At 67.7% G+C, this 24,184-nt stretch carries 19 protein-coding genes; 8 read left to right on the top strand and 11 right to left on the bottom strand.

Features of this window, described 5'->3' with window-relative positions; translation table 11 throughout:
- Positions 1–116: 116 nt before the first annotated feature.
- The gene (locus AC3IMC_RS13990; protein WP_490919142.1) at positions 117–2,132 is read left to right on the top strand and encodes a beta-galactosidase; all 2,016 of its coding nucleotides are present in this window, start codon (positions 117–119) and stop codon (positions 2,130–2,132) included.
- A 145-nt stretch (positions 2,133–2,277) separates the two neighbouring features.
- Entirely contained in the window at positions 2,278–3,831 is a 1,554-nt protein-coding gene (locus AC3IMC_RS13985; RefSeq protein WP_490919141.1) for an HNH endonuclease, read from the top strand.
- 124 nt (positions 3,832–3,955) lie between these two features.
- On the opposite strand, the gene AC3IMC_RS13980 is transcribed toward AC3IMC_RS13985, so the two are convergent.
- From AC3IMC_RS13980 to AC3IMC_RS13970, 3 genes are all read right to left on the bottom strand, one after another.
- The gene (locus tag AC3IMC_RS13980) at positions 3,956–5,314 is read right to left on the bottom strand and encodes an ABC transporter substrate-binding protein (protein ID WP_490919140.1); all 1,359 of its coding nucleotides are present in this window, start codon (positions 5,312–5,314) and stop codon (positions 3,956–3,958) included.
- A gap of 205 nt (positions 5,315–5,519) precedes the next feature.
- Entirely contained in the window at positions 5,520–6,464 is a 945-nt protein-coding gene (locus tag AC3IMC_RS13975; RefSeq protein ID WP_490919139.1) for a carbohydrate ABC transporter permease, read from the bottom strand.
- Positions 6,454–7,398: a carbohydrate ABC transporter permease gene (locus AC3IMC_RS13970; RefSeq protein ID WP_490919138.1), complete on the bottom strand. Its 945-nt coding sequence runs from the start codon at positions 7,396–7,398 to the stop codon at positions 6,454–6,456. Before AC3IMC_RS13970 ends, AC3IMC_RS13975 begins: the two co-directional genes overlap by 11 nt.
- A gap of 420 nt (positions 7,399–7,818) precedes the next feature.
- Between AC3IMC_RS13970 and AC3IMC_RS13965 the strand changes: the two genes are divergently transcribed.
- From AC3IMC_RS13965 to AC3IMC_RS13955, 3 genes are read left to right on the top strand one after another with little or no spacing between them, the layout of a single operon-like run.
- Positions 7,819–8,976: an acetylxylan esterase gene (locus tag AC3IMC_RS13965; RefSeq protein WP_490919137.1), complete on the top strand. Its 1,158-nt coding sequence runs from the start codon at positions 7,819–7,821 to the stop codon at positions 8,974–8,976.
- Complete coding sequence (locus AC3IMC_RS13960) at positions 8,973–11,051, top strand: DUF6807 family protein (protein WP_490919136.1); 2,079 nt, start codon at positions 8,973–8,975, stop codon at positions 11,049–11,051. Before AC3IMC_RS13965 ends, AC3IMC_RS13960 begins: the two co-directional genes overlap by 4 nt.
- Complete coding sequence (locus AC3IMC_RS13955) at positions 11,048–12,163, top strand: M24 family metallopeptidase (protein WP_490919135.1); 1,116 nt, start codon at positions 11,048–11,050, stop codon at positions 12,161–12,163. Before AC3IMC_RS13960 ends, AC3IMC_RS13955 begins: the two co-directional genes overlap by 4 nt.
- Positions 12,164–12,218: 55 nt before the next feature.
- Here AC3IMC_RS13955 and AC3IMC_RS13950 read toward each other — a convergent pair whose 3' ends face one another.
- Genes AC3IMC_RS13950 through AC3IMC_RS13930 form a run of 5 tightly spaced genes read right to left on the bottom strand, consistent with a single transcriptional unit; the run spans position 12,219 to position 18,112 of the window.
- Positions 12,219–13,670 (bottom strand): aldehyde dehydrogenase (NADP(+)), encoded by a 1,452-nt coding sequence (locus AC3IMC_RS13950; protein WP_490919134.1) that lies wholly within the window; start codon positions 13,668–13,670, stop codon positions 12,219–12,221.
- A gap of 52 nt (positions 13,671–13,722) precedes the next feature.
- On the bottom strand, positions 13,723–14,826 hold the full coding sequence (locus AC3IMC_RS13945; protein ID WP_490919133.1) for a mandelate racemase/muconate lactonizing enzyme family protein: 1,104 nt from the start codon (positions 14,824–14,826) through the stop codon (positions 13,723–13,725).
- Positions 14,826–15,731, bottom strand: a complete 906-nt coding sequence (locus tag AC3IMC_RS13940) for a 5-dehydro-4-deoxyglucarate dehydratase (RefSeq protein ID WP_490919132.1) — start codon at positions 15,729–15,731, stop codon at positions 14,826–14,828. Before AC3IMC_RS13940 ends, AC3IMC_RS13945 begins: the two co-directional genes overlap by 1 nt.
- The gene (locus AC3IMC_RS13935; protein WP_490919131.1) at positions 15,728–16,690 is read right to left on the bottom strand and encodes an NAD-dependent epimerase/dehydratase family protein; all 963 of its coding nucleotides are present in this window, start codon (positions 16,688–16,690) and stop codon (positions 15,728–15,730) included. Before AC3IMC_RS13935 ends, AC3IMC_RS13940 begins: the two co-directional genes overlap by 4 nt.
- A 9-nt stretch (positions 16,691–16,699) precedes the next feature.
- Positions 16,700–18,112 (bottom strand): Gfo/Idh/MocA family protein, encoded by a 1,413-nt coding sequence (locus AC3IMC_RS13930; protein ID WP_490919130.1) that lies wholly within the window; start codon positions 18,110–18,112, stop codon positions 16,700–16,702.
- 295 nt (positions 18,113–18,407) lie between these two features.
- Between AC3IMC_RS13930 and AC3IMC_RS13925 the strand changes: the two genes are divergently transcribed.
- Positions 18,408–19,442 (top strand): LacI family DNA-binding transcriptional regulator, encoded by a 1,035-nt coding sequence (locus tag AC3IMC_RS13925; RefSeq protein ID WP_490919129.1) that lies wholly within the window; start codon positions 18,408–18,410, stop codon positions 19,440–19,442.
- Here AC3IMC_RS13925 and AC3IMC_RS13920 read toward each other — a convergent pair.
- A complete protein-coding gene (locus AC3IMC_RS13920; RefSeq protein ID WP_490919128.1) occupies positions 19,439–20,167 on the bottom strand; it encodes a FadR/GntR family transcriptional regulator in 729 nt (242 codons plus the stop codon). The genes AC3IMC_RS13925 and AC3IMC_RS13920 overlap by 4 nt on opposite strands.
- A gap of 33 nt (positions 20,168–20,200) precedes the next feature.
- Between AC3IMC_RS13920 and AC3IMC_RS13915 the strand changes: the two genes are divergently transcribed.
- Positions 20,201–21,541 (top strand): alpha-hydroxy acid oxidase, encoded by a 1,341-nt coding sequence (locus AC3IMC_RS13915; RefSeq protein WP_490919127.1) that lies wholly within the window; start codon positions 20,201–20,203, stop codon positions 21,539–21,541.
- A 24-nt stretch (positions 21,542–21,565) separates the two neighbouring features.
- Here AC3IMC_RS13915 and AC3IMC_RS13910 read toward each other — a convergent pair whose 3' ends face one another.
- A complete protein-coding gene (locus AC3IMC_RS13910; protein ID WP_490919126.1) occupies positions 21,566–22,225 on the bottom strand; it encodes an ArsR/SmtB family transcription factor in 660 nt (219 codons plus the stop codon).
- A gap of 153 nt (positions 22,226–22,378) precedes the next feature.
- Here AC3IMC_RS13910 and AC3IMC_RS13905 point away from each other — a divergent pair, with 153 nt between their 5' ends.
- Complete coding sequence (locus AC3IMC_RS13905; RefSeq protein ID WP_490919125.1) at positions 22,379–22,897, top strand: hypothetical protein; 519 nt, start codon at positions 22,379–22,381, stop codon at positions 22,895–22,897.
- A gap of 40 nt (positions 22,898–22,937) precedes the next feature.
- Here AC3IMC_RS13905 and AC3IMC_RS13900 read toward each other — a convergent pair whose 3' ends face one another.
- Positions 22,938–24,149 (bottom strand): acetoin utilization protein AcuC, encoded by a 1,212-nt coding sequence (locus AC3IMC_RS13900; RefSeq protein WP_490919124.1) that lies wholly within the window; start codon positions 24,147–24,149, stop codon positions 22,938–22,940.
- Positions 24,150–24,184: the final 35 nt, after the last annotated feature.

The following is a 24,184-nucleotide window of genomic DNA, read 5'->3' as shown; positions in this document are numbered from 1 at the left end:
AGCTGGCTAACACGGCTTCTGAAACGATACAATAACGCTTATCCGATCATTGGGCAAGCGTTTTCCAAAGGTCTGACATCAGCCACCTATCATTCGCGGGCAGACAAAGGAGTCCTATGACCAGGCAGGAAACCACGAGTGCACCGAGCGTCTGGAGCAACATCGAAGGCATCGCTTTCGGTGGCGATTACAACCCCGAGCAGTGGCCGGCCAGCGTACGGCTGGAGGACCTGGAACTGATGCAGGAAGCGGGCGTCAACTTCCTCAGCGTCGGCATCTTCTCCTGGGCGCTGCTGGAACCCGCCGAGGGCCGGTACGACTTCGGCTGGCTGGACGAGGTCATGGACAATCTCGCCGGGATCGGCGTGAAGGTGGCACTGGCCACCGCCACCGCCGCTCCCCCGGCCTGGCTGGTGCGCAAGCATCCGGAAATCCTGCCGGTCACGGCTGACGGGACCGTGCTGGGACCGGGCTCGCGGCGGCACTACACGCCGTCGTCGGCCGTGTACCGCCGCTATGCCAAAGGCATCACCCGCACCATCGCCGAACGGTACAAGGGCCACCCCGCTTTGGCCCTCTGGCACGTGGACAATGAACTTGGCTGCCACGTCTCCGAGTTCTACGGGGAGGAAGACGCCGCCGCCTTCCGCATGTGGCTGGAACGCCGCTACGGGAGCATCGATGCCCTGAACGCCTCCTGGGGCACGGCATTCTGGTCCCAGAACTACGGCTCCTTCGATGAGATCCTGCCACCCGCCGTCGCGCCTTCCACCCTGAATCCCGGACAGCAGCTCGACTTCCAGCGGTTCAACTCCTGGGCGCTGATGGACTACTACCGCGACCTGGTGGCGGTGCTGCGTGAAGTGACACCCCATATTCCGTGTACCACCAACCTGATGGCCTCCAGCGCCACCAAGTCGATGGACTACTTCGACTGGGCCAAGGACCTGGACGTGATCGCCAACGACCACTACCTGGTGGCGGCGGACCCGGAACGGCACCTGGAACTCGCGTTCAGCGCGGACCTCACCCGGGGCATTGCGGGCGGCGACCCGTGGATCCTGATGGAACACTCGACGTCGGCCGTCAACTGGCAACCGCGCAACCAGCCCAAGATGCCCGGGGAGATGCTCCGCAACTCACTGGCACATGTGGCCCGCGGCGCGGACGCCGTGATGTTCTTCCAGTGGCGCCAGAGCTTCGCGGGATCCGAGAAGTTTCACTCCGCCATGGTCCCGCACGCGGGGCGCGATACCCGCGTCTGGCGCGAAGTGGTGGAGCTGGGGGACGCGTTGAAGCGGCTGGCGCCGGTGCGTGGGTCGCGCGTGGAATCGAGCGTTGCCCTCGTCTTTGACTACGAGGCGTGGTGGGCGAGTGAAATCGATTCGAAGCCCAGCATCGATGTCCGGTACCTGGACCTGCTGCGGGCTTTCCACCGGTCCCTGGTGCTGCGCGGCATCCCGGTGGACCTGGTGCATCCCTCCGCTTCCCTCGAGGGCTACGACCTGGTGCTGGTGTGCACGCTGTACTCGGTGTCCGACGCCGACGCCGCCAACATAGCCGCCGCTGCATCCGCCGGCGCCACAGTCCTGGTGAGCTACTTCAGCGGAATTGTGGACGGGCAGGACCATGTACGCCTGGGAGGATATCCGGGGGCGTTCCGGGAGTTCCTGGGCGTGCGGGTGGAGGAGTTCCATCCGCTGCTGGCAGATTCCTCGCTCAAGCTGAGCGACGGCAGCGTGTCCTCGGTCTGGAGCGAGCATGTGCATCTGGCCGGCGCCGAGGCGGTACAGGCCTTCACGGAATATCCGCTCGAGGACGTACCGTCCCTGACACGGCGGGCAGTGGGGTCCGGGGCCGCCTGGTACCTGGCCACGTTCCCGGATGCCAACGGCATCGAGTCACTCGTGGACCGGCTGCTGGCCGAATCCGGCGTGGCTCCCCTCGCCGCGGCCGACCCCGGCGTGGAGTTGGTCCGCCGGCGTTCGTCCGACGGGCAGCGTTTCCTCTTCGCCATTAACCACACGCGCTCGGCTGCGGCCGTGTCAGCCGCGGGAACCGACCTCCTGACCGGGAAGGAGTTTGGTGGCACGGTTCCCGCGGGGAGTGTTGCGGTGATCGCGGAGGCATAGGACCGGCGCGGCTGGCTTTGGACGCGTACGACGGCGGCACCGCCTTGGTGCCGCCGTTTCCGTTTCGCCCCGGACGGTCCCGCCGTTTTCCACATAGGGGTTTTGGGTGGCGGTCTTTGTCAGAGCCTGGTGGAAGACTTTGGTTATGGAAGCGGTTTTGGAATTGGCGGAGGCGGAAGTGGCGCCGTTGATTCACGCCCCGTCTGCTGCTGACACACTTCCGTCCACAACCCCTGTCGCGGCTGTTGCTGCCCCGCGCACCGTTGCAGATGTCCTGGCCTTGCTGCGTTCCGCTCCGCTTGCTGCTGATGGCCCGGGTTTGATCGACCAGATCCGCGCACTGGAGGACCTGAAGTGCCTGGCCGGCGCCTGGCAGGCTCAGGCCGCTGTTGCTTTTGACCTGTGGCAACGCAGGGAGCACGCCGCGGCCGGGGTACCGGCCGATGAACAGGGTGCCGGGGTTGCGGCGCAGATTGCGCTGGCGCGGGGGGAGTCGCCGGCGAAGGGTTCGCGGCTGCTGGGCCTGGCGAACGCGCTGACCGGGATGCCGCACACGTTCGCCGCTTTCCGGGCCGGCCGGCTGAATGAGTGGCGGACCACCCTGGTCGTGAAGGAAACCATCTGCCTGTCCGCCGGCGACAGTGCCGCGGTGGACGAGGAACTCGCCGCCGACACCGGCACCCTCCACGGCGCCGGCGACCGCGCCATCATCGCCGCGGTCCGTGCCGCCGCGTACCGGCGGGACCCCGCGTCCGTTGCCAAGCGTGCGGCCCGGGCCGTGGGCGAGCGGTGCGTGAGCCTGCGCCCGGCACCGGACACCATGACCTACCTCACCGCGCTGCTGCCCGCCGCGCAGGGCGTCGCCGCCTACGCCGCCCTCGCCCGGGACGCCGACACCGCCCGCCCGGCAGGGGATGACCGGTCCCGCGGGCAGGTCATGGCCGACACCCTCGTCGAACGCCTCACCGGCACCCCCGGCGGCATCAGCGGGGTGGAGATCCAGCTCGTCATGACCGACCGCACCCTCCTCCAAGCCGACGCCGAACCCGCACGCCTCCCCGGCTACGGCACCATCCCCGCAGCAACCGCCCGCGAACTCGCCCTCACCGGCAAAAACGGCACAGCTGACGCAGCCACAGCTGGCGCCGCCCGAAATGACGCCGGCAAGAGTGACGCAGGCGTGCATGAGCTCAACCTCTTCCTCCGCCGGCTCTACACCGCGCCGGGCACCGGGGAGCTTGTGGGGGTGGACTCCAGGGCCCGGCTCTTCCCACCCGGGTTGAAGCGCTTCCTCCAGATCAGGGACGACACCTGCCGCACCCCCTACTGCGACGCCCCCCTCCGCCATCACGACCACATCATGTCCTGGCAGAACGGCGGCCTCACCACCGCAGGCAACGGCCAAGGCCTCTGCGAAGCGTGCAACCACACCAAAGAAACCCCCGGCTGGACCGCGAAGCCGGTTCCCGGGCCACGCCACACCGTCACCACGACTACCCCAACGGGCCGCACCTACCGATCAACCGCCCCGCCACTGCCGGGAACAGCACTTACTGGGCCAGACCAGCATCGTTACGCCGCCTGCCCATCCACAGCTGAACAAGCCCTGCCTCCCAATGCCGTCCATGTAGGGAGGGTAATACCGCCACGCATTCGTGGGCGGAAGCGTGGCACCGCCCTCAAGACCGGCGTTCCGTAAGGCTCCCACGTGATCAACATCCAAGCCGGCAATTAAACAACTCCACCCCGGAAGGAACCGTGGTTCCTGCCGGGGTGGAGCTGCCATCCGCCGTCGGACGGCAGGAAGGCTAACTGCGGAAAGACTAGCCGGCGATGGCCGACTTCATCTCGTCGGTCGCCTTCTTGCCTGCATCCTCGGGCGACAGCCGCTCAAACAGGACCTCCGAGGTGTACCGCTTGATGATTTCCTGAATGGCGCCTGCGCCCTTCGGCGGCGGCGCCGGGGCCTCGCCGAGTTCGTCCTTGATCTGGTCGATGAAGGAGACCACCTTGACGTCGGCCGGGGTCAGCTTGGGCTGGATTGCCGCCCGCACGTCGGAGTTAGGGTAAACGCCGCGGTCGGCCAGGAGGGCCTCGCCGGCCTTGACGTTGTTGGTGAGGAAGTTGATGAACTTCGCCGTCTCCTGCGGGTGCTTAGTGCGCGAGGAGGCGGACCAGAACTGGGATGCCTTGTACCAGAGGCCTGCGTCATCAGCGGAGCCGGTCTTGGTGGGGAAGCGCAGGATCTTCAAGTCGCCGCCGGATGCCTTCTCCAGCGCCGGGGCCTGGTTGGACCACCAGAAGGCCATGGCGTTCTTACCGGTCGCCAGGCCGCTCTGGTCAAGGGGCGCAGCCTCGGCTTCGACCACCTCGGAGGCGGAGGGCACGGCTTTGTCCTGGCTCAGCTTTTTCAGGAAGGCCCACCACTCGGCAATGTCGCCCGGCTCGAAGCCCAGCTTGCCGTCGGACGTGTAGAGGGACTTGCCGTTCTGCCGGAGCCACACGCCCAGGGACGCTTCGTCCGTTCCGTACGCCGCCGCACCATAGGTGCCCTTGGGCGATTTCGCCGTGATCTCGGCTGCGATGCGCCCGAAGTCCTCCCAGGTCCATGTCGAGTCATCCGGGAGCGGGACACCGGCAGCCTGGAAGACGGCCGGGTTAGCCAGAATGGTGGCGGCGTTAATGCCGGCTGCGATTCCCGTCAGCCCCTTCTCGCCCTTGCCGGCATTGAGGGCAGCCTCGTCGAGCTTGGAGGTGTCGATGTCGTACTTGGACAGGTCCAGGAGGGCGCCCCGGCTGGAATACTCCGTAATGTACTTTTCGTCCATCTGGATGATGTCCGGGGCATCATTGGCCGCCACCTGGGTGGCGAGCTTGTCCCAGTAGCCGCTCCAGTCGCCGAATTCCGGCTTGATCTTGATCTTGGGGTTCTCGGCCTCGAACTGCTTGATGGCCTCCTGCGTCAGCTGGGCGCGCTTGTCGCCGCCCCACCAGGAGAAGCGAAGCTCGACGGTGCCATCGGCATTCTGCGGCGAGGCTCCCCCACCGCAGGCACTGAGGGCCATGACGGCTACGACGGCGGCGGCGACTGCACCTGCTGTACGGGCGCGCCGGGAGGGGCCCGATGAGGGTTTTCCTGCCGGCTGCCTTGCTGCAGACGCAGGACTGGAAAAAAGCGGCACTGTGTACTCCGATCTTCGTTGATCTCGGGGGATGTGGTTGGAGTTCGGCGAGGGCTCCGAGAAGCTGGAAAGCGCTTTCTGCATCTAAGGTTACAAGTGATGTACTTGTAGTACAAGATGTCTCGGCGGCGGGAATCTTTCCCTCGGGAACGGCCTGGCGGCCCGCCTTCAGGGCGGGCCGCCAGGGCAAGCTTCAGCAGAACTGCTACTTGATGCCGGTGGTGGCGATGCCCTTGATGAGGAACCGCTGGCCGAAGAGGAAAACCAGGAACACGGGCAGCAGGGACACGATGGACATGGCGAACAGGGATCCCCAGCTCGTCGCAGACTGGGAGTCCACGAAGGCCCGCAGCGCGACCGGAACCGTGAACATGTCAGGGTCCGTGAGGTAAATCAAGGCTCCGAAGAAGTCATTCCAGGTCCAGATGAACGTGAAGATGGTGGTGGTGGCCAGCGCCGGCACCATCAGCGGCAGGATGACGCGCAGGAAGATGCGCGGATGGCCGGCGCCGTCGATCCTCGCCGCCTCGTCCAGCTCGCGGGGAATGCCACGGATGAACTGCACCATGAGGAACACAAAGAATGCGTCCGTGGCGAGCAGCTTCGGAACCAGCAGCGGCCAGAAGGTGTTCACCCATCCAATCTGGGAAAACAGGATGTACTGCGGAACGATGACCACGTGGAACGGCAGCATGATGGTCAGGAGCATGATGCCGAAGAACAGCTTCTTGCCCGTGAACTGCAGACGGGCAAACGCGTAGGCAGCCATGGAGCACGAGACCAGGTTTCCCAGGATCGAGCCGATCACCACGATCGCGGAGTTGAGCATGTAGTGGCCGAACGGGTGCGTGAGGGCGGACCAGCCGGAGGTGTAGTTGCTCATTTCCAGGCTGTTGAGCCACAGGCCCGGCTCCCGGAAGATCAGCTCGTTGGGGCGCAGCGAGGACACCACCATCCACAGCAGCGGATAGATCATCAGGCCGCCGGCCAGGATAAGAATGCCGTGCTTCATCAGCGATTTGCCCCGCTGGGCGCGGCTGAAGGCCAGCGTTCCACGGGACTCACGGACCCGGGGCTTGCGGTTCGTAGGCTTGCCGGCGCCTGCGGACTTCCTGTCCGGGGCGGGCAGCGTCTCCAGCTTAGTCGTCATAGAAAACCCAATACTTAGAAGCGATGAAGTTGATGGCGGTGAACACGCCGATGATGAGCAGCAGCACCCATGCCATGGCCGAGGCATAGCCCATGTCGAACTGGCCGAAGCCCTTTTGGTAGAGGTACAGGGTGAAGAACATGGTGGAGTCGGACGGACCGCCGTTGCCGCCGGAGACGATGAACGCCTGCGTGAATGACTGGAACGAACCGATGATCTGCAGCACCAGGTTGAAGAAGATGATGGGGCTCAGCATGGGAAGCGTGATCCGCCAGAACTGCTGGAGCGTGGTGGCACCATCCACCCTGGCGGCCTCGTAGTACATGTTGGGGATCTGGCGCAGCCCGGCCAGGAAGATGATCATCGGGGCGCCGAACGTCCACACGTGCAGCAGGATGATGGAACCGAGGGCCGTGCTGGGGTCCGAAATCCAGCCGGGACCCTGGATGCCGAACATTGCCAGGACCTGGTTGACCAGGCCGGTGGTGCCAAAGATCTGCTTCCACAGGATGGCCACGGCCACCGAGCCGCCCAGCAGGGACGGCAAGTAGAACACAGAACGGTAGAACGGGAGGCCACGCAGCCCCTTGTCCAGGACGAGTGCGATCAGGAGCGCCACGGCCAGCTGCAGCGGAACGCCGACAAACACATAGGTGAAGGTGACCCGCAGGGAATTATGCAACCGGGCGTCGCTGAGCATCCGGGTAAAGTTATCCAGCCCGGTCCATTCCGGGGGCTGCAGCAGGTTGTAGTCAGTGAAGGAAAGGTAGAGGGACATCAGCATCGGGCCGATGGTGATGGCCACCAGGCCTACCAACCAAGGCAGCAGGAAGATGTAGGCGGCCTTATTGTCGCGGCTGTTCGCCTTCTTTTCCGCAGCGGTAGCCTTGCCCTTCCGCCGACTCAAAGAGGAAAGTTCGCTGATGGCGCTCACGCGGACTGCTCCGTTCCGCGCGCCAGGCCCGCGGCTGGCGTTACTGCCAGCCGGAGCGTCCTCGGAATGTGTTGTGCGGCCATGTGGTCTCCTTTGGTCATCGTGGCCTGAAATTCTGGCCACCGCCGGGGCGATGGGGTGAGTCGTCTCCCGGCGCTGGCTCCTCCGCCGCTAAGGCACTGCGGGGGGGCTTTCGGCTGCCGCCGGGGATGGCTGCGAAAAGCGGCTCCGTACCAAAGTAAACGGTTTCTTGACTCGTGTATAGCCCTTTGCTAGTTTTTCAGAAAGCGTTTTCTTCCGCTCCCATTATTACGTGCGGACCTGCGCAGGGCACACCATAATGAGGGGCAAGACACAACCCCCGCGCGGCCGCTGCGAACGGATGTGGAACATCGGAGCCCGACGAAAGGAGGCAGCCAGGTGGATGAGGCAACACGGCCCAGCGCCCTCGCCGGCTACGAGGACTGGCCCGGCTACGTCCGGGACCATCCCCGCCACATCGCTCCCACTCCCCAGGCGCAGGAGCTGGCGGATGCCCTTGGGGTTCCTGCCTCGTCCGGGCTGCCGGCGGTCACCGTCCACTGGGAAGAAACGTACGACGGCGTCACTACCTCCCAGCTGAGCTGGCAGTTGGGCTTCGGGCCGCGCACTACGGGTTGGCTGGTCCGCCCGGCCGGACGCTCCGGGCCCTTGCCGGGGATCCTGGCCCTGCACTGCCACGGCGGGAACAAGTTCGGCGGCGCGGACCGGCTCGTGGAGCTGCCGGCAAACCAGCCGTCCGCTGCCGCCGCCCGTGCAGGACACTATGACGGACGGGCGCTGGCCACAGAGACGGCACGCCGTGGTTTCGCCGTACTTGCCCACGATTCCTTCGCCTGGGGCAGCCGCAGATTCGACCTCTCCACTCCCCCGTGGCGCACGGCGTCCGCGATGGAGGCGCGGCGGGCGCAATGGCGGCAGGACGGCGTCGTACCTTCCGAGGCGGACGACTACAACGCCGCTGCGGGTTTCCACGAGGAGACCATTGCCAAGACCGCAGGGCTGCTCGGCACCAGTCTGGCCGGCATGGTGGCGTACGACGACCTCGCTGCCCTGGACATCCTGGCAGCGATGCCCGGTGTGGACGGCTCCCGGCTCGGCTGCATCGGCTTCTCCGGGGGTGGGGGCCGTTCGCTGGCCTTGGCCGCCCTCGATTCCCGGGTGCGCGCGTCGGTGGTGGCCTGCATGATGACCACCTTCGAGTCTTTGCTGCCCGCATACCTTGACGCCCACTCCTGGCTGCTGCAAACTCCCGGGCTGTGGAAGCTTGGCGACTGGCCCGAGCTCACCACCCGCGCAGCCACGGCCGCATTCTTGGTGCAGTATGCCCTGGCGGACCAGCTCTTCCCGGAGGACGGCATGCGCCGGGCCCACCAGGTGCTGGAGTCCCTGCATCAAGCCTCCCGCTACACGGGCAGCTTCTGGCCCGGCGGCCACGTCTTCACGTCCGCCATGCAGGATGAAGCCCTCGACTTCCTGGCCGCAACGCTGGAACCTTCAGCCGCAGACCCCGACCAACACCTCCTAGGAACCCCGTGACCCCTCAGCACTCCGCCCCGGAACCCGGCAGCCTGCCGGGTTCCGGCACCCTTTCCACTGCCGTTCCCACCATCGCGCTCGTAGGCGTCCACGGGTTCGGCGAACAGCACCTGGCCAACCTGGCGCGGCTGCAGGAGGCGGGGAGGGTGGAACTGGTGGCCGTCGCCGACCCCAACCCGCCCCAGCCCGGCACCCTCGCCGAATCGGTCGCAGTGTTCCCCGACCTCGCCGCGCTGCTGGCCGCACAGCCGGACATCGATGTCGCCATCCTCGCCACTCCCATCCAGACGCACGCGCCACTGGCCATTGCGGCATTGTCGGCGGGCATGGACGTCTATGTGGAGAAGCCCCCGGTGGCTTCCCTGGCCCAGTTCGAGGACGTACTGGCGGCTGCCCGGAATGCAGGCCGGCTGGTCCAGGTGGGCTTCCAAAGCCTGGGGTCCGCTGCCCTGCCCGCGATCGCTGAACTCGTGGCGTCGCGGGGAATCGGCGACGTCCTGGGCATCAGCGCCACCGGCCAGTGGGTGCGGAGCAAGGCATACTTCAAACGCTCACGCTGGGCGGGCAAGCGCAGCCTGGACGGTGTGGACGTGGTGGATGGTGTGGCCACCAATGCGCTGGCCCACGCCGTGGCCACCGCCCTGCACATTGCAGGAGCCCACACGCTTGCTGACGTCGCGTCCGTCGAAACCGACCTTTACCGTGCGCACGATACCGAAAGCGACGACACGTCCGTGCTGCGGATCCGCACCGCGCATGGAACAACACTGCTGTGCGCCCTCACGCTCTGCGGCCCCGAACAGCTGGACCCTTCCGTCACGGTGCACGGCACCCTCGGCGAAATCACCCTCTACTACACGCGGGACGAGGTGGTCATCACCACCCCCGACGGCGAGCGCCGCGAGAACTTCAGCCGCACCGACCTGCTGGAGAACCTCCTGGACGCCCGGTCGACGGGGGCGCCCCTGCTCTGCGCCCTGGAGGACACCGGTGCTTTCACCGCCGTCCTGGAAGCCATCCGGACCGCCCCCGTACCAGCTTCGATTGACGCCGCGCACGTCTCCTGGGAAGGCGAGGGCGACGACGCCCACCCGGTGGTGCATGGCATCAGCGACCAGCTGGACCGTGCCATCAAGGCGCAGGCAACCTTCGCCGAACTCGGCACGCCCTGGGCACGGCAGCTTCCGCCGGCCCGCACCTTCACCGTGGACGGCCGTCCCGTGGCCGGGTACCAGGACGGCAGCCACATCCGGGCCGTCTCCTCGCCGCGGCCCTATCTGCATCCGGTCCGGACGCTGAACGGCACAGTGGTGACCGACCACCAGCCGCTGGACCACGTCTGGCACCTCGGAGCCGGGGTGGCCCTGCAGGACGTGGACGGAGTGAACTTCTGGGGCGGCCGCACCTACACCCGAGAAGCCGGCCAGTACATCTGGCGGCCCGACCACGGCAGCATCGCCGTCACCGGTACCCCTGTTGAGGACACCGAGGCCCGGCCGGGGGGTCCGGAAGGAAAGCTGCAGGAGTCCCTCAGCTGGAACGGCCCGGACGGCACCCCCGTCCTGCTGGAGGAGCGCACCTGGGCGTGGTCCGGCGTCGCGCCCTCCATCTGGCGCCTGTCCCTGGACTTCGCGCTCTCCCCCGCCGGCGACAAACCGGTCAGCCTGGGCAGCCCGGGGTCCAACGGCCGCTCTGGGGGCGGCTACGGCGGCTTCTTCTGGCGGCTGCCCGCATGCGCCGACGCCATGGTGTGGACGCCCGCCGGCAGCGGCGAGGCGGAAACCCACGGCAGCACCACGCGCTGGCTCTCATGGTCAGGAAAATTCGGCGGGCCAGGAACGTTCGACGCCGGTCCGGCCACCTTGGTCTTCGTGGCCCCGGAAGGCGCAACGGACCCATGGTTCGTCCGCGTGGACGGCTACCCGGGCGTGGGGCAGTCGCTGGCCTGGGACAGGCCCGTCATCGCAGAGCCCGGCAGCCCGGTGCAGCGGGGCATCACCGTTTTCGTGGCCGACGGGAAGCTGGCCACCCCCGACATCGAAGCTTTGATCAACCAGCAGGGGGACCCGTCATGACGCAAACTGCAGCTGCACCCGGCCGCCAGGTCCAGGCGCGCCGGGCGCCGGCCTCGCCGGCTGACCGGGCCGTCAAGCGCCAGCGCGTCCTGGACATCCTGGACGCGGCAGGCCGGGACTCGCTGCTCCTCACCACGCACACCGCGCTGACCTGGTACCTGGACGGCAGCCGGGTGCACATCAGCCTGGCCGGCGACCCGATCGCCGCTGTGCTGGTGGACCGCGGCGGCGACCACCTGGTGACGTTCAACAACGAGGCAGGCCGGATCGCGGCCGAGGAGCTCCCGCCCGGGGTCAACCTCCACACGGTGCCCTGGCACGGCAACCTCCACCAGGCGGCCGCCGCCGTCGGGAACGGCACCGGGGTTCCGTTGGCCGAAGCCGAGGTGGCTGCCGAACTGCGGGCCGCCCGCCAGCAGCTGCTTCCGGCGGAAAGCGCCCGGTATGCCCGGCTGTGCGGGGAGCTGGCCGCCATCATGACCGGCGTCCTGTCCGCCACCACCCCGGACACGACGGAATTCGAGGTGGCCTCGGCGCTGGCGGCCCGGGTGGTGGCCGCCGGCGCCGAGCCGCTGGTCCTCCTGTGCAATGGCAGCTCCCGGAGCGGATTCAGGCACCCGTTGGCCACCCACTCCCCCCTGGGCCGCCGGGCGATGGCCGTGGTCTGTGCCCGCAGGGACGGACTGGTCGCCAACATCACCCGCTGGGTAAGGTTCGACGCCGGCACCCCGGAAGAGCGCGACGCCGAGGCCCGCATCGCGGCAGTGGAGGCGGACGTCTTCGACGCCACGGTCCCGGGCGCCCGGCTGGACGGGATCTTCGCCGAGATCAAGGCGTCCTATGTGCGGCACGGTTTCGGGGCGGACCAGTGGGAGCAGCACCACCAGGGCGGCCCGGCCGGTTACGCGGGCCGCGACCCCCGGGTCACGTTCGCCGTCACGGACACCGTGGTGCAGGGCCAGACCTTCACGTGGAACCCGTCGGGTCCCGGCGTCAAAATCGAGGACACGGTGCAGCTCACCGAGTCGGGGATGCAGGTGCTGACGGTGGATCCGCGCTGGCCCACCGCCGCGGTGAACGGGCTGCAGCGGCCCGTGGCGCTGCAGCTGTAGGACCCAAGGCACGAAGAAGACCCGGAACCGAAAGGTTCCGGGTCTTCTTGGCTGATTAGGGAAGCTGCAGCTCCCCGTCAACCCGGCGCGGGATGCCCAGCGGGTTGTCCTCGCGCAGTGCCGGATGCAGCACCGCTTCCGGGGCGTCCTGGTAGGCGACGGGACGCTGGAACCGTCGGACCGCCGTCGCGCCCACTGAGGTGAACAGCGAGGTGGTGGCCGGGTACGGACCGCCGTGCTGCTGGGCCCAGTTCACGGCCACACCGGTGGGCCAGCCGCCGAACAGGACGCGTCCAGCGAGCCCGGAGAGCTGCTCCACCAGGGCTGCGGTATCCTCGCCGGGCTGGGCGTGCAGGGTGGCGGTCAGGCTGCCCGGCACCCTGGCCAGGACCGCGGACAGTTCGGCCTGGTCCTGGTATTCGATGAGGATGGTGGTGGGCCCGAAGCACTCCTCGAGCAGCTGCTCCGGGCGCTCCAGAACCCTCGCGGCACTGGTGGAAAAGACCACCGGAGCGGCGCCGTTGGCCACGGCGTCCTGGTCCACGCTGCCGCTGACCACCTCCACGCCCTCCACGGAGGCGAAGCTGCGAAGCCCGTCCGGGTAGGCCTCGGCGATCCTGCTGGTCAGCATGACGTGTGCCGGCTTGTCCTTGCTGGCCTCGGCGAGTTCCGCGGCGAACTTCGTCCCGGCCGGGATGAAGACAAGGCCTGGCTTGGTGCAGAACTGGCCGGCGCCCAGGGTGAAGGACCCTGCCAGGCCGGCCGCGAGTTCGCTCCCGCGCTCAGCGAGTGCCGCTGCGGTAATGACCACGGGATTGAGGCTGCCCAGTTCGCCGTAGAACGGGATGGGCTCCGGGCGCGATACCGCCAGGTCGAACAGGGCACGGCCCCCCGGGATGGAGCCGGTGAAGCCGACAGCCTTGATGGCAGGGTCCTGGACGAGCGCCTTTCCCACCTCGCGGCCGCTGACCAGCGCGAACAGCCCGTCCGGAGCCCCCGCGCCGCGGAGTGCGTCCGCAACGATCTCTGCGGTCCGCTCGGAGAGGCGCAGGTGGCCCGAGTGGGCTTTAACAATCACGGAGCAGCCCACAGCCAGCGCAGAAGCGGTGTCGCCACCGGCCACCGAGAACGCGAACGGGAAATTCGACGCCGAGAACACGGCCACCGGGCCAATGGGCCGGAGGATGCGGCGCAGGTCGGGCCTGGGCGGCGTGGCGGATGGGTCCGCGTGATCGATGATGGCTTCGAGGTAGGAGCCCTCGGTGATCACGCGGGCGAACAGGCGAAGCTGGCCGCTGGTGCGGGCCACCTCGCCGGTGAGGCGGGCGGCGCCCAGGCTGGTCTCGGCATCGGCGATCCCCACCAGCTCGGCGGCGTTGGCGTCCAGCGCGTCAGCCACCGCCGTGAGCCAGGCGGCGCGCTCGGCGTCGGATGCGGCCGCGGAAATTCGGGCGGCCTGCGTTGCAGCGGCCGTGAGCCCGGACAGGGAAAGGGTTGCAGTTGTCACGTCAGCTACCTGTTCTGTGGGTGTACGTACGTTGTTACAGTGCGTCCCGGGGTTACAGTGCGTCCCGGAAGCGGAAGCCCAGCCCGGGTTGGTCCGCCAGGGTCACGCGGCTGTTACTGAACCGCACCGGCGACGGCCCGTCCAGGATGTCCAATTGCTCGAAAGACGCCTCCTCAACGTCCTCCACCAGGGTGGGCTCCGCAAGGGTCAGTGCCAGCTGCCCTGACAGTTCCGGCAGCAGGTGCGGCATCACCTTGATGCTGTGGGTCCGGGCCAGCTCCACGATCCGCCGGAACGGGGTGATGCCCCCCACCCGGATGATGTTTGGCTGGATGATGTCCACCGCCTCCGCCTCAATGAAATCGCGGAACCGGTAGATGGTGTGCAGGTTTTCGCCCAGGGCGATGGGCACCGGCGAGTGCTTGCGCAGCCGCCGGTAGGCCCACAGGTCGTCCGCCCTGAGTGGCTCTTCCAGCCACTCCAGCCCGAATTCTGAGAGCACGTCCAGCGCCCGGAAGGTGGTGGGCAGGTCCCAGCGCTGGTTGGCGTCGATCATCAGCTTCCGGTCCGGGCCCAGGACGGAGCGCACCGCCTGGACGCGTTCGTAGTCCTCGCGGATGTCCGGCTTGCCCACCTTGATCTTCACCGCCTGGTGGCCGGCGGAAACCCACCGCCCTGCCTGCGCCACGAGCTCTTCCAGCGTGTAGTGCAGGTTCACGCCGGATCCATAGACCTCGGCGGATTCCTGCCGCTGGCCCAGCAGGCCGGTGACGGAGGTTCCGGCCTGGCGTGCTTTAAGGTCCCACAGGGCAAGGTCGACGCCGGCCATCGCGATGGTGGTCAGCCCGCCGCTTCCGGCTTCGTGCAGGCGTTTCCACAGGGAATCCCAAACGGTGTCGGGGTGGGCCGGCAACCCGGTGACGAAGGGGGCGATGTCGTAGTCGAGAAGGGCTTTGACAGCCTGCGGACCGATAGTGGGCGTCCAGGAAAAACCATGGCCCGCGCCACCGTCGTCCGTCATGATTTCCGTGGCGATGACGTGGTTCTCGGGCGCCTCCGCACCCCAGTGCCGGCGCAGCGGAACGGTGATGAGGCGGGTGGACAGCCCGGTGATGCGGGGGGCGGCGCGGACCGTTTCGGCGGCCGGGGCGCCCATCAGCGGCCGGCCAACTCGTAGCCCTTGGCGAGGATGGCCTTGAGCTGCACCAGCTGTTCCTCGGTGGGGTCCATCAGGGGCGGGCGCACGGAGCCGACGGGAAGGCCGCCCAGGCGGAGCCCGGCCTTGATCAGCGAAACGCCGAAGCCGGGGGTCTGGTCACGGAGCCGGACCAGGGGCGCGTAGAAGCCCTCAAGCAGCGCGTTTCGGCGCTCCTCGTCTGCCGAAACATAGGCGTCGTAGTAGGCCTTCGCGATTTCCGGTGCCATGGCAAAAGCGGCCGAGGAGTAGAGCGGGATCCCCAGTCCGCGGTAGGCGCCCTGGGTCAGCTCCGCGGTGAGCAGGCCGTTGAAGAAGGCGAAGTCCTCCCGGCCGGCAGCCTTGACTGCGGTCACGATTTCCTGGGCCAGGCCCACGTCGCCGAGCCCGTCCTTGAAGCCGATCACCTTGGGGTTGGCGGCCAGCCTGGCCATGGAGGCTGCAGTGAACTTCGCATTGCCGCGGTGGTAGACAATGACCGGCAGGCTGCTGGCGTTGGCCACGGCCTCGATGTAGGCCACCAGGCCGTCGGTGGGCCCGGTCACCAGGTAGGGCGGCAGCACCAGGAGGGCGTCCGCGCCGGCTTCCTCGGCAGCCTTTGCGGCGGCGAGCGCGTGGCCCAGCGGCCCGCCTGCACCCGCCACTACCGGCACTTTCCGGGCAACAACCTCGACGGCGGCCGCCACCACCGTGCGGACCTCGTCAATGCTGAGGGCGTGGAATTCGCCGGTGCCGCAAGCGGGGAACACCGCCCCGGGCCCGTACGGGAGCCGGGAGCTGATGTGTTCCTTGAGCAGGTCCACGTCCACGGCGCCTTCGGCGGTGAAGGGGGTGACGGGGAAGAACAGTACGCCGTCGAATTTCATGGTGTCTCCTTGGTTCCGCTGCCGGCGGTCACCAGCGCGGCGGTCTCGTCATTGAGCGGTTGGGACTTGAGTTCGGTGCGCCAGGTGCGCTTCGGCTGCCAGCCCAGCAGTTCCTGGGCCTTGGCGATGGAGAACGCGGGGCTGGTGCCGGTAAGGCAGGCGCTGATGGCCTCGCTGCCCGGCAGGAACCGGGGCATCAGCTCCGCCAGCGGAGCCGTGGCCAGGGCGTCCGCCGCCCCCACGAAGAACGTTTCCCCGTTGGGAATGGACTCCATCTTTTCGAGCAGGAGGTCCAGGAAGTCCGCCACGTCCCGCGCATCCACGTAGTTGAACAGTGCGGGGGCGGACAGGGCCGGATCGACGAGGCGCTCGGCAAGGGTGTGGCCCTGCTGGGTGGGTGCGCCTTCCCACTCCTCCGGGGAGATCACGAAGCACGGCCGGAAGGACGCGTAGCGGATCCTCTCCCCCTGCGCGGCTGCAAACATCTGCACGGTCTGCTCGGCGATGAGCTTGGACAGGGCGTAGGCGTTCCAGGGCTTCGGCGGCGTACGTTCGTCAAGCGGGAACGACGGCGGCAGCCAGCCCGCGGGGCACCCGTAGCCGAGGACTGTGGGGCTGCTGGCGGTGATGATCTTCGGGATCCCGAGCTCCGTCGCCGCACTGATGACGGCGAAGGCGAGCCGCGTGTTGGTGCCGAAAATGACGTCCTCCGGCGCACTGAACGGGACGGCGATCGCGGCAAGGTGGATGACGGCGTCGGGCTTTGCTGCCTCGATCAGCCGCAACGCCTCGCCCGGCGCCAGGAGGTCCGCAGTCTCCTGGACGACGCCGGCCGGCAACAGTTCCGCGGGAACGGCGTCGCGGTCAACGGAGACCACGTCGTGGCCTGCCTGGGCCAGGCCCGCCACAACGCTCCTGCCCAGCCGGCCGGACCCGCCGGTAACGAATATCCTGCTCATGGTTCGTCCTTACTTGCCGCGGCGCAGGTCGGCGCCGAGGTCCAGGTCCTCAATACGCACGGGCAGGGAGGTTTCGAGCGACTGGTTGCCGGCGATGCCCACGGATACTGACCGCAGCCCGTCCAGGTACCCGGAGGGACGGCCCAGGGGATCCTCGCCCGGACCGTTGAAGAGGTCAGAGAGCAGGAGCTCGTCGCCGCCGCCGTGGCCGCCCTCGCCGTTGACGATCGGCACCTCGTAAGCAGCCTCCCAGTGGCGCTGCACCACCAAGCGTTCACCGTTGCGGCGGACAGCGTCCTCTTCCTCGACCGGGGTGGCGCTCGGGTCAACCACGGTCTTCTGGTCCGTGCTGTGCAGGACGGCGGCGCGTTCCACCACTTCGAGCTCCGCGCGGCCCTCGGTGCCGTTGACCGCCACCCGGTAGCCCTCCCAGGGGCTGTGCGCGTTCAGTGAGTAGCTCAGGCGGGGGCCGCCCTGGTACTCCACCACCAGTGCCAGGTTGTCTTCGATGGTGATGCCGCCGGCGAAGACGTCCTGGTCGCGGCGGTAGCCGTCGTAGTGCTCGTTATCCAGGAAGAGGGCCTTGAGCCGTTCGTCCTCCCTCAGGTCGAGTGCAAACGGGTCCTTTTCGCCCGCGGGGGCATCGGCGTCGGGCGTTCCGCGTTCGGGGCGGGGACCAAGCCCGCGCTCGGCAGCGTTCTTGTCGCCGTAGAACTTCAGGCCGCCGGAGGCGAAGACGCGCTCGGGGACATCGTCGATCCACCAGTTGACCAAGTCGAAGTGGTGGGACGCCTTGTGGATCAGCAGGCCGCCGGAGTTCTTCTTCTCGCGGTGCCAGCGGCGGAAGTAGTCTGCGCCGTGGACAGTGTCCAGGACCCAGCTGAAGTCTATGGAGGTAACCTTGCCGATCACGCCGCTTTGGATGATTTCCTTGAGCGCGCTGTTGCGGGGCGAGTAGCGGTAGTTGAAGGTGACCACCACGTTGCGGCCGGTCTCTTGCACGGCCTGGACGATGCGGCGGCAGCTCTCGGCGTCAATGGTCAAGGGCTTTTCGACCACGACGTCAGCGCCCGCACGGAGCCCTTCGACAATGTAGTCGGCGTGGGTGTAGTCCGGCGTGGTGACGATGAGGCGGTCAATGTTGTTGGCCTGGATGAACGCGGTGAGGTCCGCCGGGTCGAATGACGCGACGGGTCCGGGGGCGCCGATTTCCTGGATGAGCTTCTGGTAGAACTCGACGCGGCCCGGATTGACGTCGGAGAAGGCCACCAGTTCCGCCGTGTCCGCGTGCTTGCCAAAGATGGCGCGGATGTACATTTCGGAACGGCCGCCGGTGCCGACCAGGGCAATGCGGGCCTTGCCGGCGGGCGCGCCGGAGTGGGAAGCAGCTGGGGCCGACGTCGTCTCGGCTGTGTTGACCATGGGGTCCCTTTCGAAGGCTTATTACCCGGCCGTGGGAACGGCCACTGGTGTTGGCGGCGGCACGTGCTGCGCCGCATCAGAAAGCGCTTTCTCACCGCGCTAATAGCAGTTTTACCAACCCCGGCGTGGTTCCGTCAACCATTCTCCGCACTGGAGGAAAGCGTTTTCTAGGGCGCGGGTCCCTCTACCGGCATGATGGCCGGCAGTGGGGCCGGAAAAACCAGGGAAAAGCGTAGAAATCGCTTTCCCATCCCGGTATATGCTGTGTTCCAAAGCGCTCAACGAAGGGTTCCCCATGGTCAGGAAATCGGCAAGCGGCCGGATCGGCATCGCTGATGTCGCCATTAAGGCCGGAGTCTCGCACGCCACGGTTTCCCGGGTCATGAACGGCAACTTCACCGTGGACCCCGACATTGCTGCCCGCGTCCGCGCCGCAGCGGCCGAGCTGAAGTACCAGCCCAACCCGGTGGGCCGCAGCCTCGCCCTGGGCAAGACCGACACCATCGGCATCGTGGTGCCGGACCTGGCCAACCCCACCTTCCAGGCCATCCTGCGGGGACTGAGCCGGGCGGCGGCCCAGGACGGTTACCGCGTCCTCATCGCCGACTCCTTCGAGGTTTCCAGCGAGGAGACCATCCTCGCGGGCGAGGCGCGGCGCCGCTGCGATGGGCTGGTGCTGTGCGCACCCCGCATGAGCGACGCGGAGCTGGAGGAGATCGCGCCGTCGCTGCATCCCCTGGTGCTGATCAACCGGACCACCTCCGCCCCCAACGTCCCGAGCCTGGTGGTGGACTACGGGCAGGGCGTGCAGGACATCGCAGGGCACCTGGTGGAACTGGGCCACACCCGCCTGGCCTTCCTGGCCGGTCCGCCGCGCAGCGCGTCCAACGGGATGCGGCTCAAGGGGCTGGAGGCCTTCAAAGCGGAGCATCCGCAGGTGGACGTGACCATGCTGGAGGGCGGCTCCGATTTCGACACCGGCCACGAAGCCGTGGATGCGGTGCTGGCGAGCGGTGCCACCGGCATCCTGGCCTTCAACGACCTCGTGGCCATGGGCCTAATGAGCGGCCTGCACGAGCGCGGCGTGGACGTGCCGGGCGATATCTCAGTGACAGGTTTCGACGACATTCCATTCGCCAAATACACGACGCCGGCGCTCACCACCGCGGCCGTCCCCATCACCGAACTGGGCGAGCAGGCCTGGCACCAGCTCCGGGCACTGATCCGCAAGGAGGAAAACGAGGCTCCGGGCAGCAGGTACCAGCCGCGGCTCGAAGTGCGCGCAAGCACCGGCCCCGCCAAGGCTCCACGGAGCACGGTCCACGGCTAAAGGCCCGCAGCCAGCCCGGCCTCTTTGTAGTACCCCTCAATATGGGCGGCCACCAGCGTGGCCGCCCGGGCGCCGTCGCCCTCCCTGATCGCCGCCAGGATCTCGCGGTGCTCCGCCCGCAGCCGGGACGCCGTAGCGTCCCAGTCCGGCAGCCCCGACGTCAGCTCGGCCGCATAGCCCTGGATGGCTTCGCGGAGCGAGCCCATCATGGCACTGACTACGGCATTGCCCGCCGCGTTCGCGAGGGCCAGGTGGAAGCGGACGTCGAGGGCCAGGAAGCCGCCGATATCCAGGTCATCCGAGGCTTCCATGGCCTGCAGCAGGTCCGTCGCTTCATCGAGCTCGGGCGCGTCCGGCCGCGCCCTGCCGGCAGCCCATGACTCCAGCAGGACCCGCGTCTCCACGATGTCCGCCACCGGCAGGTGCTGCGTGGCAACATGCAGCCGCAGGGCCGAGCCGAGCGCCGCCGTCGGGTCCGATATGACCACGGTCCCCGCCTCCGGACCGGACCCCACGCCGGCCCGCACCACCCCCATGGCTTCCAGGATCCGGATGGCCTCCCGCACGGACGTCCGCGACACCTTGAGGTGCTCGGCCAGGCTGCGTTCGGCCGGCAGCCGGCCACCCAGGGCCAGCCGGCCGGCGGAGAGCTCGTTCTCGATCCAGGACAGGACAAGTTGGTGGGTCCGCATGGATAAATAGTAGTTGATGTGGTTGGACCACATGACCTACAGTGTGGTTAGACCATAGGAGGACATGTGACCCACACCATCCAGCCCAGCAATCCCGAGACGACCCCGGCCCCGGACGCCACCGACATTCCCGCAGCCGCTGCACCCGCCGCGGCTCCGGCGTCGTCCGCTGCGGTGCCGCCGGCACTGAAGCGCCGCATCCCCAAGTACTCCGACCTCGCCCCGTTGATGCAGTTCAAGAAGCCGGAGTTCAGCAAGGAAGCACGGCTCAAGCGCGCCAGCACCGTGTGGGAACTGCGGGACATCGCCAAGCGCCGCACCCCGAAGGCACCGTTCGACTACACCGACGGCGCCGCGGAAGGGGAAATCACCCTCCGCCGCGCCCGGCAGGCCTTCCTGGACATCGAATTCCGCCCGGGCATCCTGCGCAACGTCTCCTCGATAGACCTCAGCACCGAAATCCTGGGCAAGCCGTCCCGGCTTCCGGTGGGCATCGCCCCCACCGGCTTCACCCGAATGATGCAGTCCGAAGGCGAGTACGCAGGATCCCAGGCAGCCGAGGCAGCCGGCATTCCCTACACGCTCTCCACCATGGGCACCGCGTCCATCGAGGACGTCGCCGCTGCCGCCCCGAACGGCCGCAACTGGTTCCAGCTGTACCTGTGGACCGACCGCGACCGGTCCCTGGAACTGATCGAGCGCGCCGCCAAGGCAGGCAATGACACCCTCATGGTCACCGTGGACACGGCGGTGGCCGGCGCCCGGCTCCGGGACGTCCGCAACGGCATGACCATTCCGCCGGCGCTGACCCTGAAGACCGTCCTGGACGCTTCCTACCGGCCGGCCTGGTGGTTCAACTTCCTCACCCACGAGCCGCTCACGTTCGCCTCGCTCTCCCGTTATACGGGCACCGTGGCAGACCTCATCAACTCGATGTTTGATCCCACGCTCACATTCGAGGACCTGGACTGGCTGCGCGAAACCTGGAAGGGCAAGCTGGTGGTCAAGGGCATCCAGACCGTGGAGGACGCCCGCCGCGTGGTGGACCACGGCGCCGACGGTGTGATCCTGTCCAACCACGGCGGCCGCCAGCTGGACCGTGCCCCGATTCCGTTCCACCTGCTCCCCGAGGTCAAGCAGGCTTTCGCAGCCGACAACACGGATGCCGCCATCATGCTGGACACCGGCATCATGAGCGGCGCGGACATCGTCGCCGCCCTGGCACTGGGCGCCGACTTCACCCTGATCGGCCGCGCCTACCTGTACGGCCTCATGGCGGGCGGCCGCTCCGGGGTGGACCGCACCCTCCAGATCCTCGAGAAGGACATGATCCGCACCATGGCCCTGCTGGGCGTCAGCAAGGTTTCCGAGCTGACCCCGGACCACGTGCGGCTGCTGGGCAAGTAGGCCGCCGCTGCCTGCGGCCGGGACCTACTTCTTGCGCCCGAACTTGGGCAGGGTGGGAAGGTTGGCCAGCAGGTCCGCAGCCTTGGTGGCCGCCCGGCCCACCGTGCGCCCGATCTGCTGGGGAACGCTGTCGTCGCTGAGCGGGGCGCCGGTTCCGCCCGGGATGACGACGGCGGGACTCAGCTCAGCCCCTTCGCGCACCAGGACGGGCGCGGGGACTTCCTCTGTTCGTGCCGGTGCCGGTGCCGACTCCGCCGGCGCTGGCACCGGCCGGCCTGCAGGGGGCAGCGAAGCAGCCGCAGCGGCAACGCCTTCCTTCAGGTGGGCCGGCACTGCCTGGTCCGACACTGCCTGGTCCGACACTGCCTGCTCCGACACTGCCTGCTCCGAGGCGGTCCGCGAGGCGGCCGCTTTGGCGCCAGTGCCGACGTCGAACGTTTCCAGCCAGCTCGCGATGCCCTCAAGAGGCCCGCGGTTGAGGGCGTAGTAGCGTTTCTGGCCTTGGGCGCGCATGCTCACCAACTGCGCTTCCCGCAGGACCTTCAGGTGCTTGGAAATGGTGGGCTGGCTCGCCGCCAGTTCCTCCACCAGTTCGCCCACGGCCTTGTCTCCGGAACGGAGGGACACGAGGATGTCACGCCGGGTCGATTCCGCAATGACGGCAAATACGTCGTCTGTCACCATGCCTCCCACCCTAGCGACATATACGCCGAAAGGCATCAACTATTTCGCCCGGACCGGGGGCGTTGCCGCGATTCCTGCGCGGTGCTACAACAGTGTCACCATTGCCGCGGATTGGGCGGACATTGGCGCCCCATGAGGTGAAGGTTGGTGGTGATGGATTTCCTCCGGCAGCAGCTGTTCAACATCATCGCCTTTGTGTTTCTCGGCCTTTTTGTCGCGGTATGGGGCACCGTTCTGCTGCGCGTGGGGTTCTGGGTGCCCGACGGCAGGACGGCTGCCCCGCCCCTTAACGGAGCTTTGGTCACGGCAGCCGGTGTGCTGGCCACGTCACTGAGTTCCCTGACGGCCTCGGCCCTGGGTTTCACCATTGCCGAGGTCCGCCGTGGCGAACCGGGCCGTGGCGGGCCGGGCCGTGGGGACATTGCCCCTGCAGGAGGACCTGGGCATGGCAGCACCCCCATGGTCAATCCTTCCGACGTTGTGGCCAGCCTGTCGGGGCGTATCGTCGCAGCCATCGTGGTGTACCTCGCGGTGGGACTGCTGGTTCTGCTGCTGTGGCTCGTCAAGGGAACCGCCTCCACTGACCTGATCGGCGCGTTCGCCCTGTCGCTGCTGGGCTGGCTTATTGGCGCTGCAGGTGTGGTGTTCCAGACGGAGAAGCCTGCCGGCTGACCGGGAGGGCCCGAAGGATCCGTACATTTAGTTGAACCCGCTAGTCGAACCACGGATCCAGTCCGTGCAGCGGGAACACGGCCTTGCGCGTGGCCATGACGGAGCGGTCCACGGCGTCGTTGGGGTCGAAGCCGACCTCCCAGGACCGCCACCACAGCTCCACGTCGTCACCCATCAGCTCCGGTGCAGCGGCGCCAAACTTCTCCTGGACGTAGTCGCGCCAGTCCTGCGGCACAGGGGTCCGCAGCGGGACGGGCCGCCCGGCAGCGATGGCCACCAGATGGCTCCAGGCCCGGGGCACCACGTCCAGGACGTTGTACCCGCCCCCGCCGGTGGCGATCCAGCGCCCCCCGCAGTACCGTTCCGCCAGGTTTCCGACGGCGGTGGCTGCCTCGCGCTGGCCGTCCACGCTCAGGTTGAGGTGCGTGAGGGGGTCCGTGCGGTGCGAATCGCAGCCATGCTGGCTGACGATCACCCCGGGCTGGAAGGCGCCCACCAGCTGAGGCACCACGGCATAAAAGGCCCGCAGCCAGCCTGCATCTGCCGTTCCCGCCGGCAGCGCCACGTTCACGGCGGTGCCCTCCGCACCCGGGCCGCCCAGCTCATTGGCAAAACCGGTTCCGGGAAACAGGGTGAGCCCGGTTTCGTGGAGTGAGACGGTGAGGACGCGCGGGTCGTCCCAGAAGATGTTTTGCGTTCCGTCCCCGTGGTGGGCGTCAACGTCGATATACGCCACTCTGTCCACTCCGCCGTCGAGCAGTGCCTGGACGGCGAGGGCGGCGTCGTTGTAGATGCAGAACCCGCTGGCCCGGTCGCGGGAGGCGTGGTGCATGCCGCCGCCGAAGTTGACTGCATGCACGGCGCTACCCTGCAGCACATGCCTGGCTGCCAGCAGGGAGCCTCCGGCCAGGCGTGCCGCGGCCTCGTGCATCCCGGCAAAGGCGGGATCGTCCTCGGTTCCCAGACCGCGGGATTCGTCCGGCTCGGAGGGGTCCGCACTGACCTTGCGGACCGCTGCCACATAGTCAGGTGCGTGGACGGACTGCAGCTCGGCGTCGGATGCCACGTCCGGCGCGGCCACGTCGACGTGGTCAAGGTCGAGGATCCCCAGGCTGCGGGCGAGACGCGCCGTCAGGTCCATTCGCTCCGGCGCCATGGGGTGGCCCGGGCCGAAGTTGTACGCGGTCATCGCGGGACTCCACGCCACCATCGTTGGCGGCGCGGGCTTCGCGAGACCGGGCAGGTATGTCATCAATCACAGGCTACCCGAGCGCGGGCCGCTGTCCG

It is taken from the genome of Arthrobacter sp. E70, from assembly GCF_058266945.1.
Note: the sequence above shows the minus strand (reverse complement) of the source record. Positions and strands in the feature narration are given on the sequence as shown.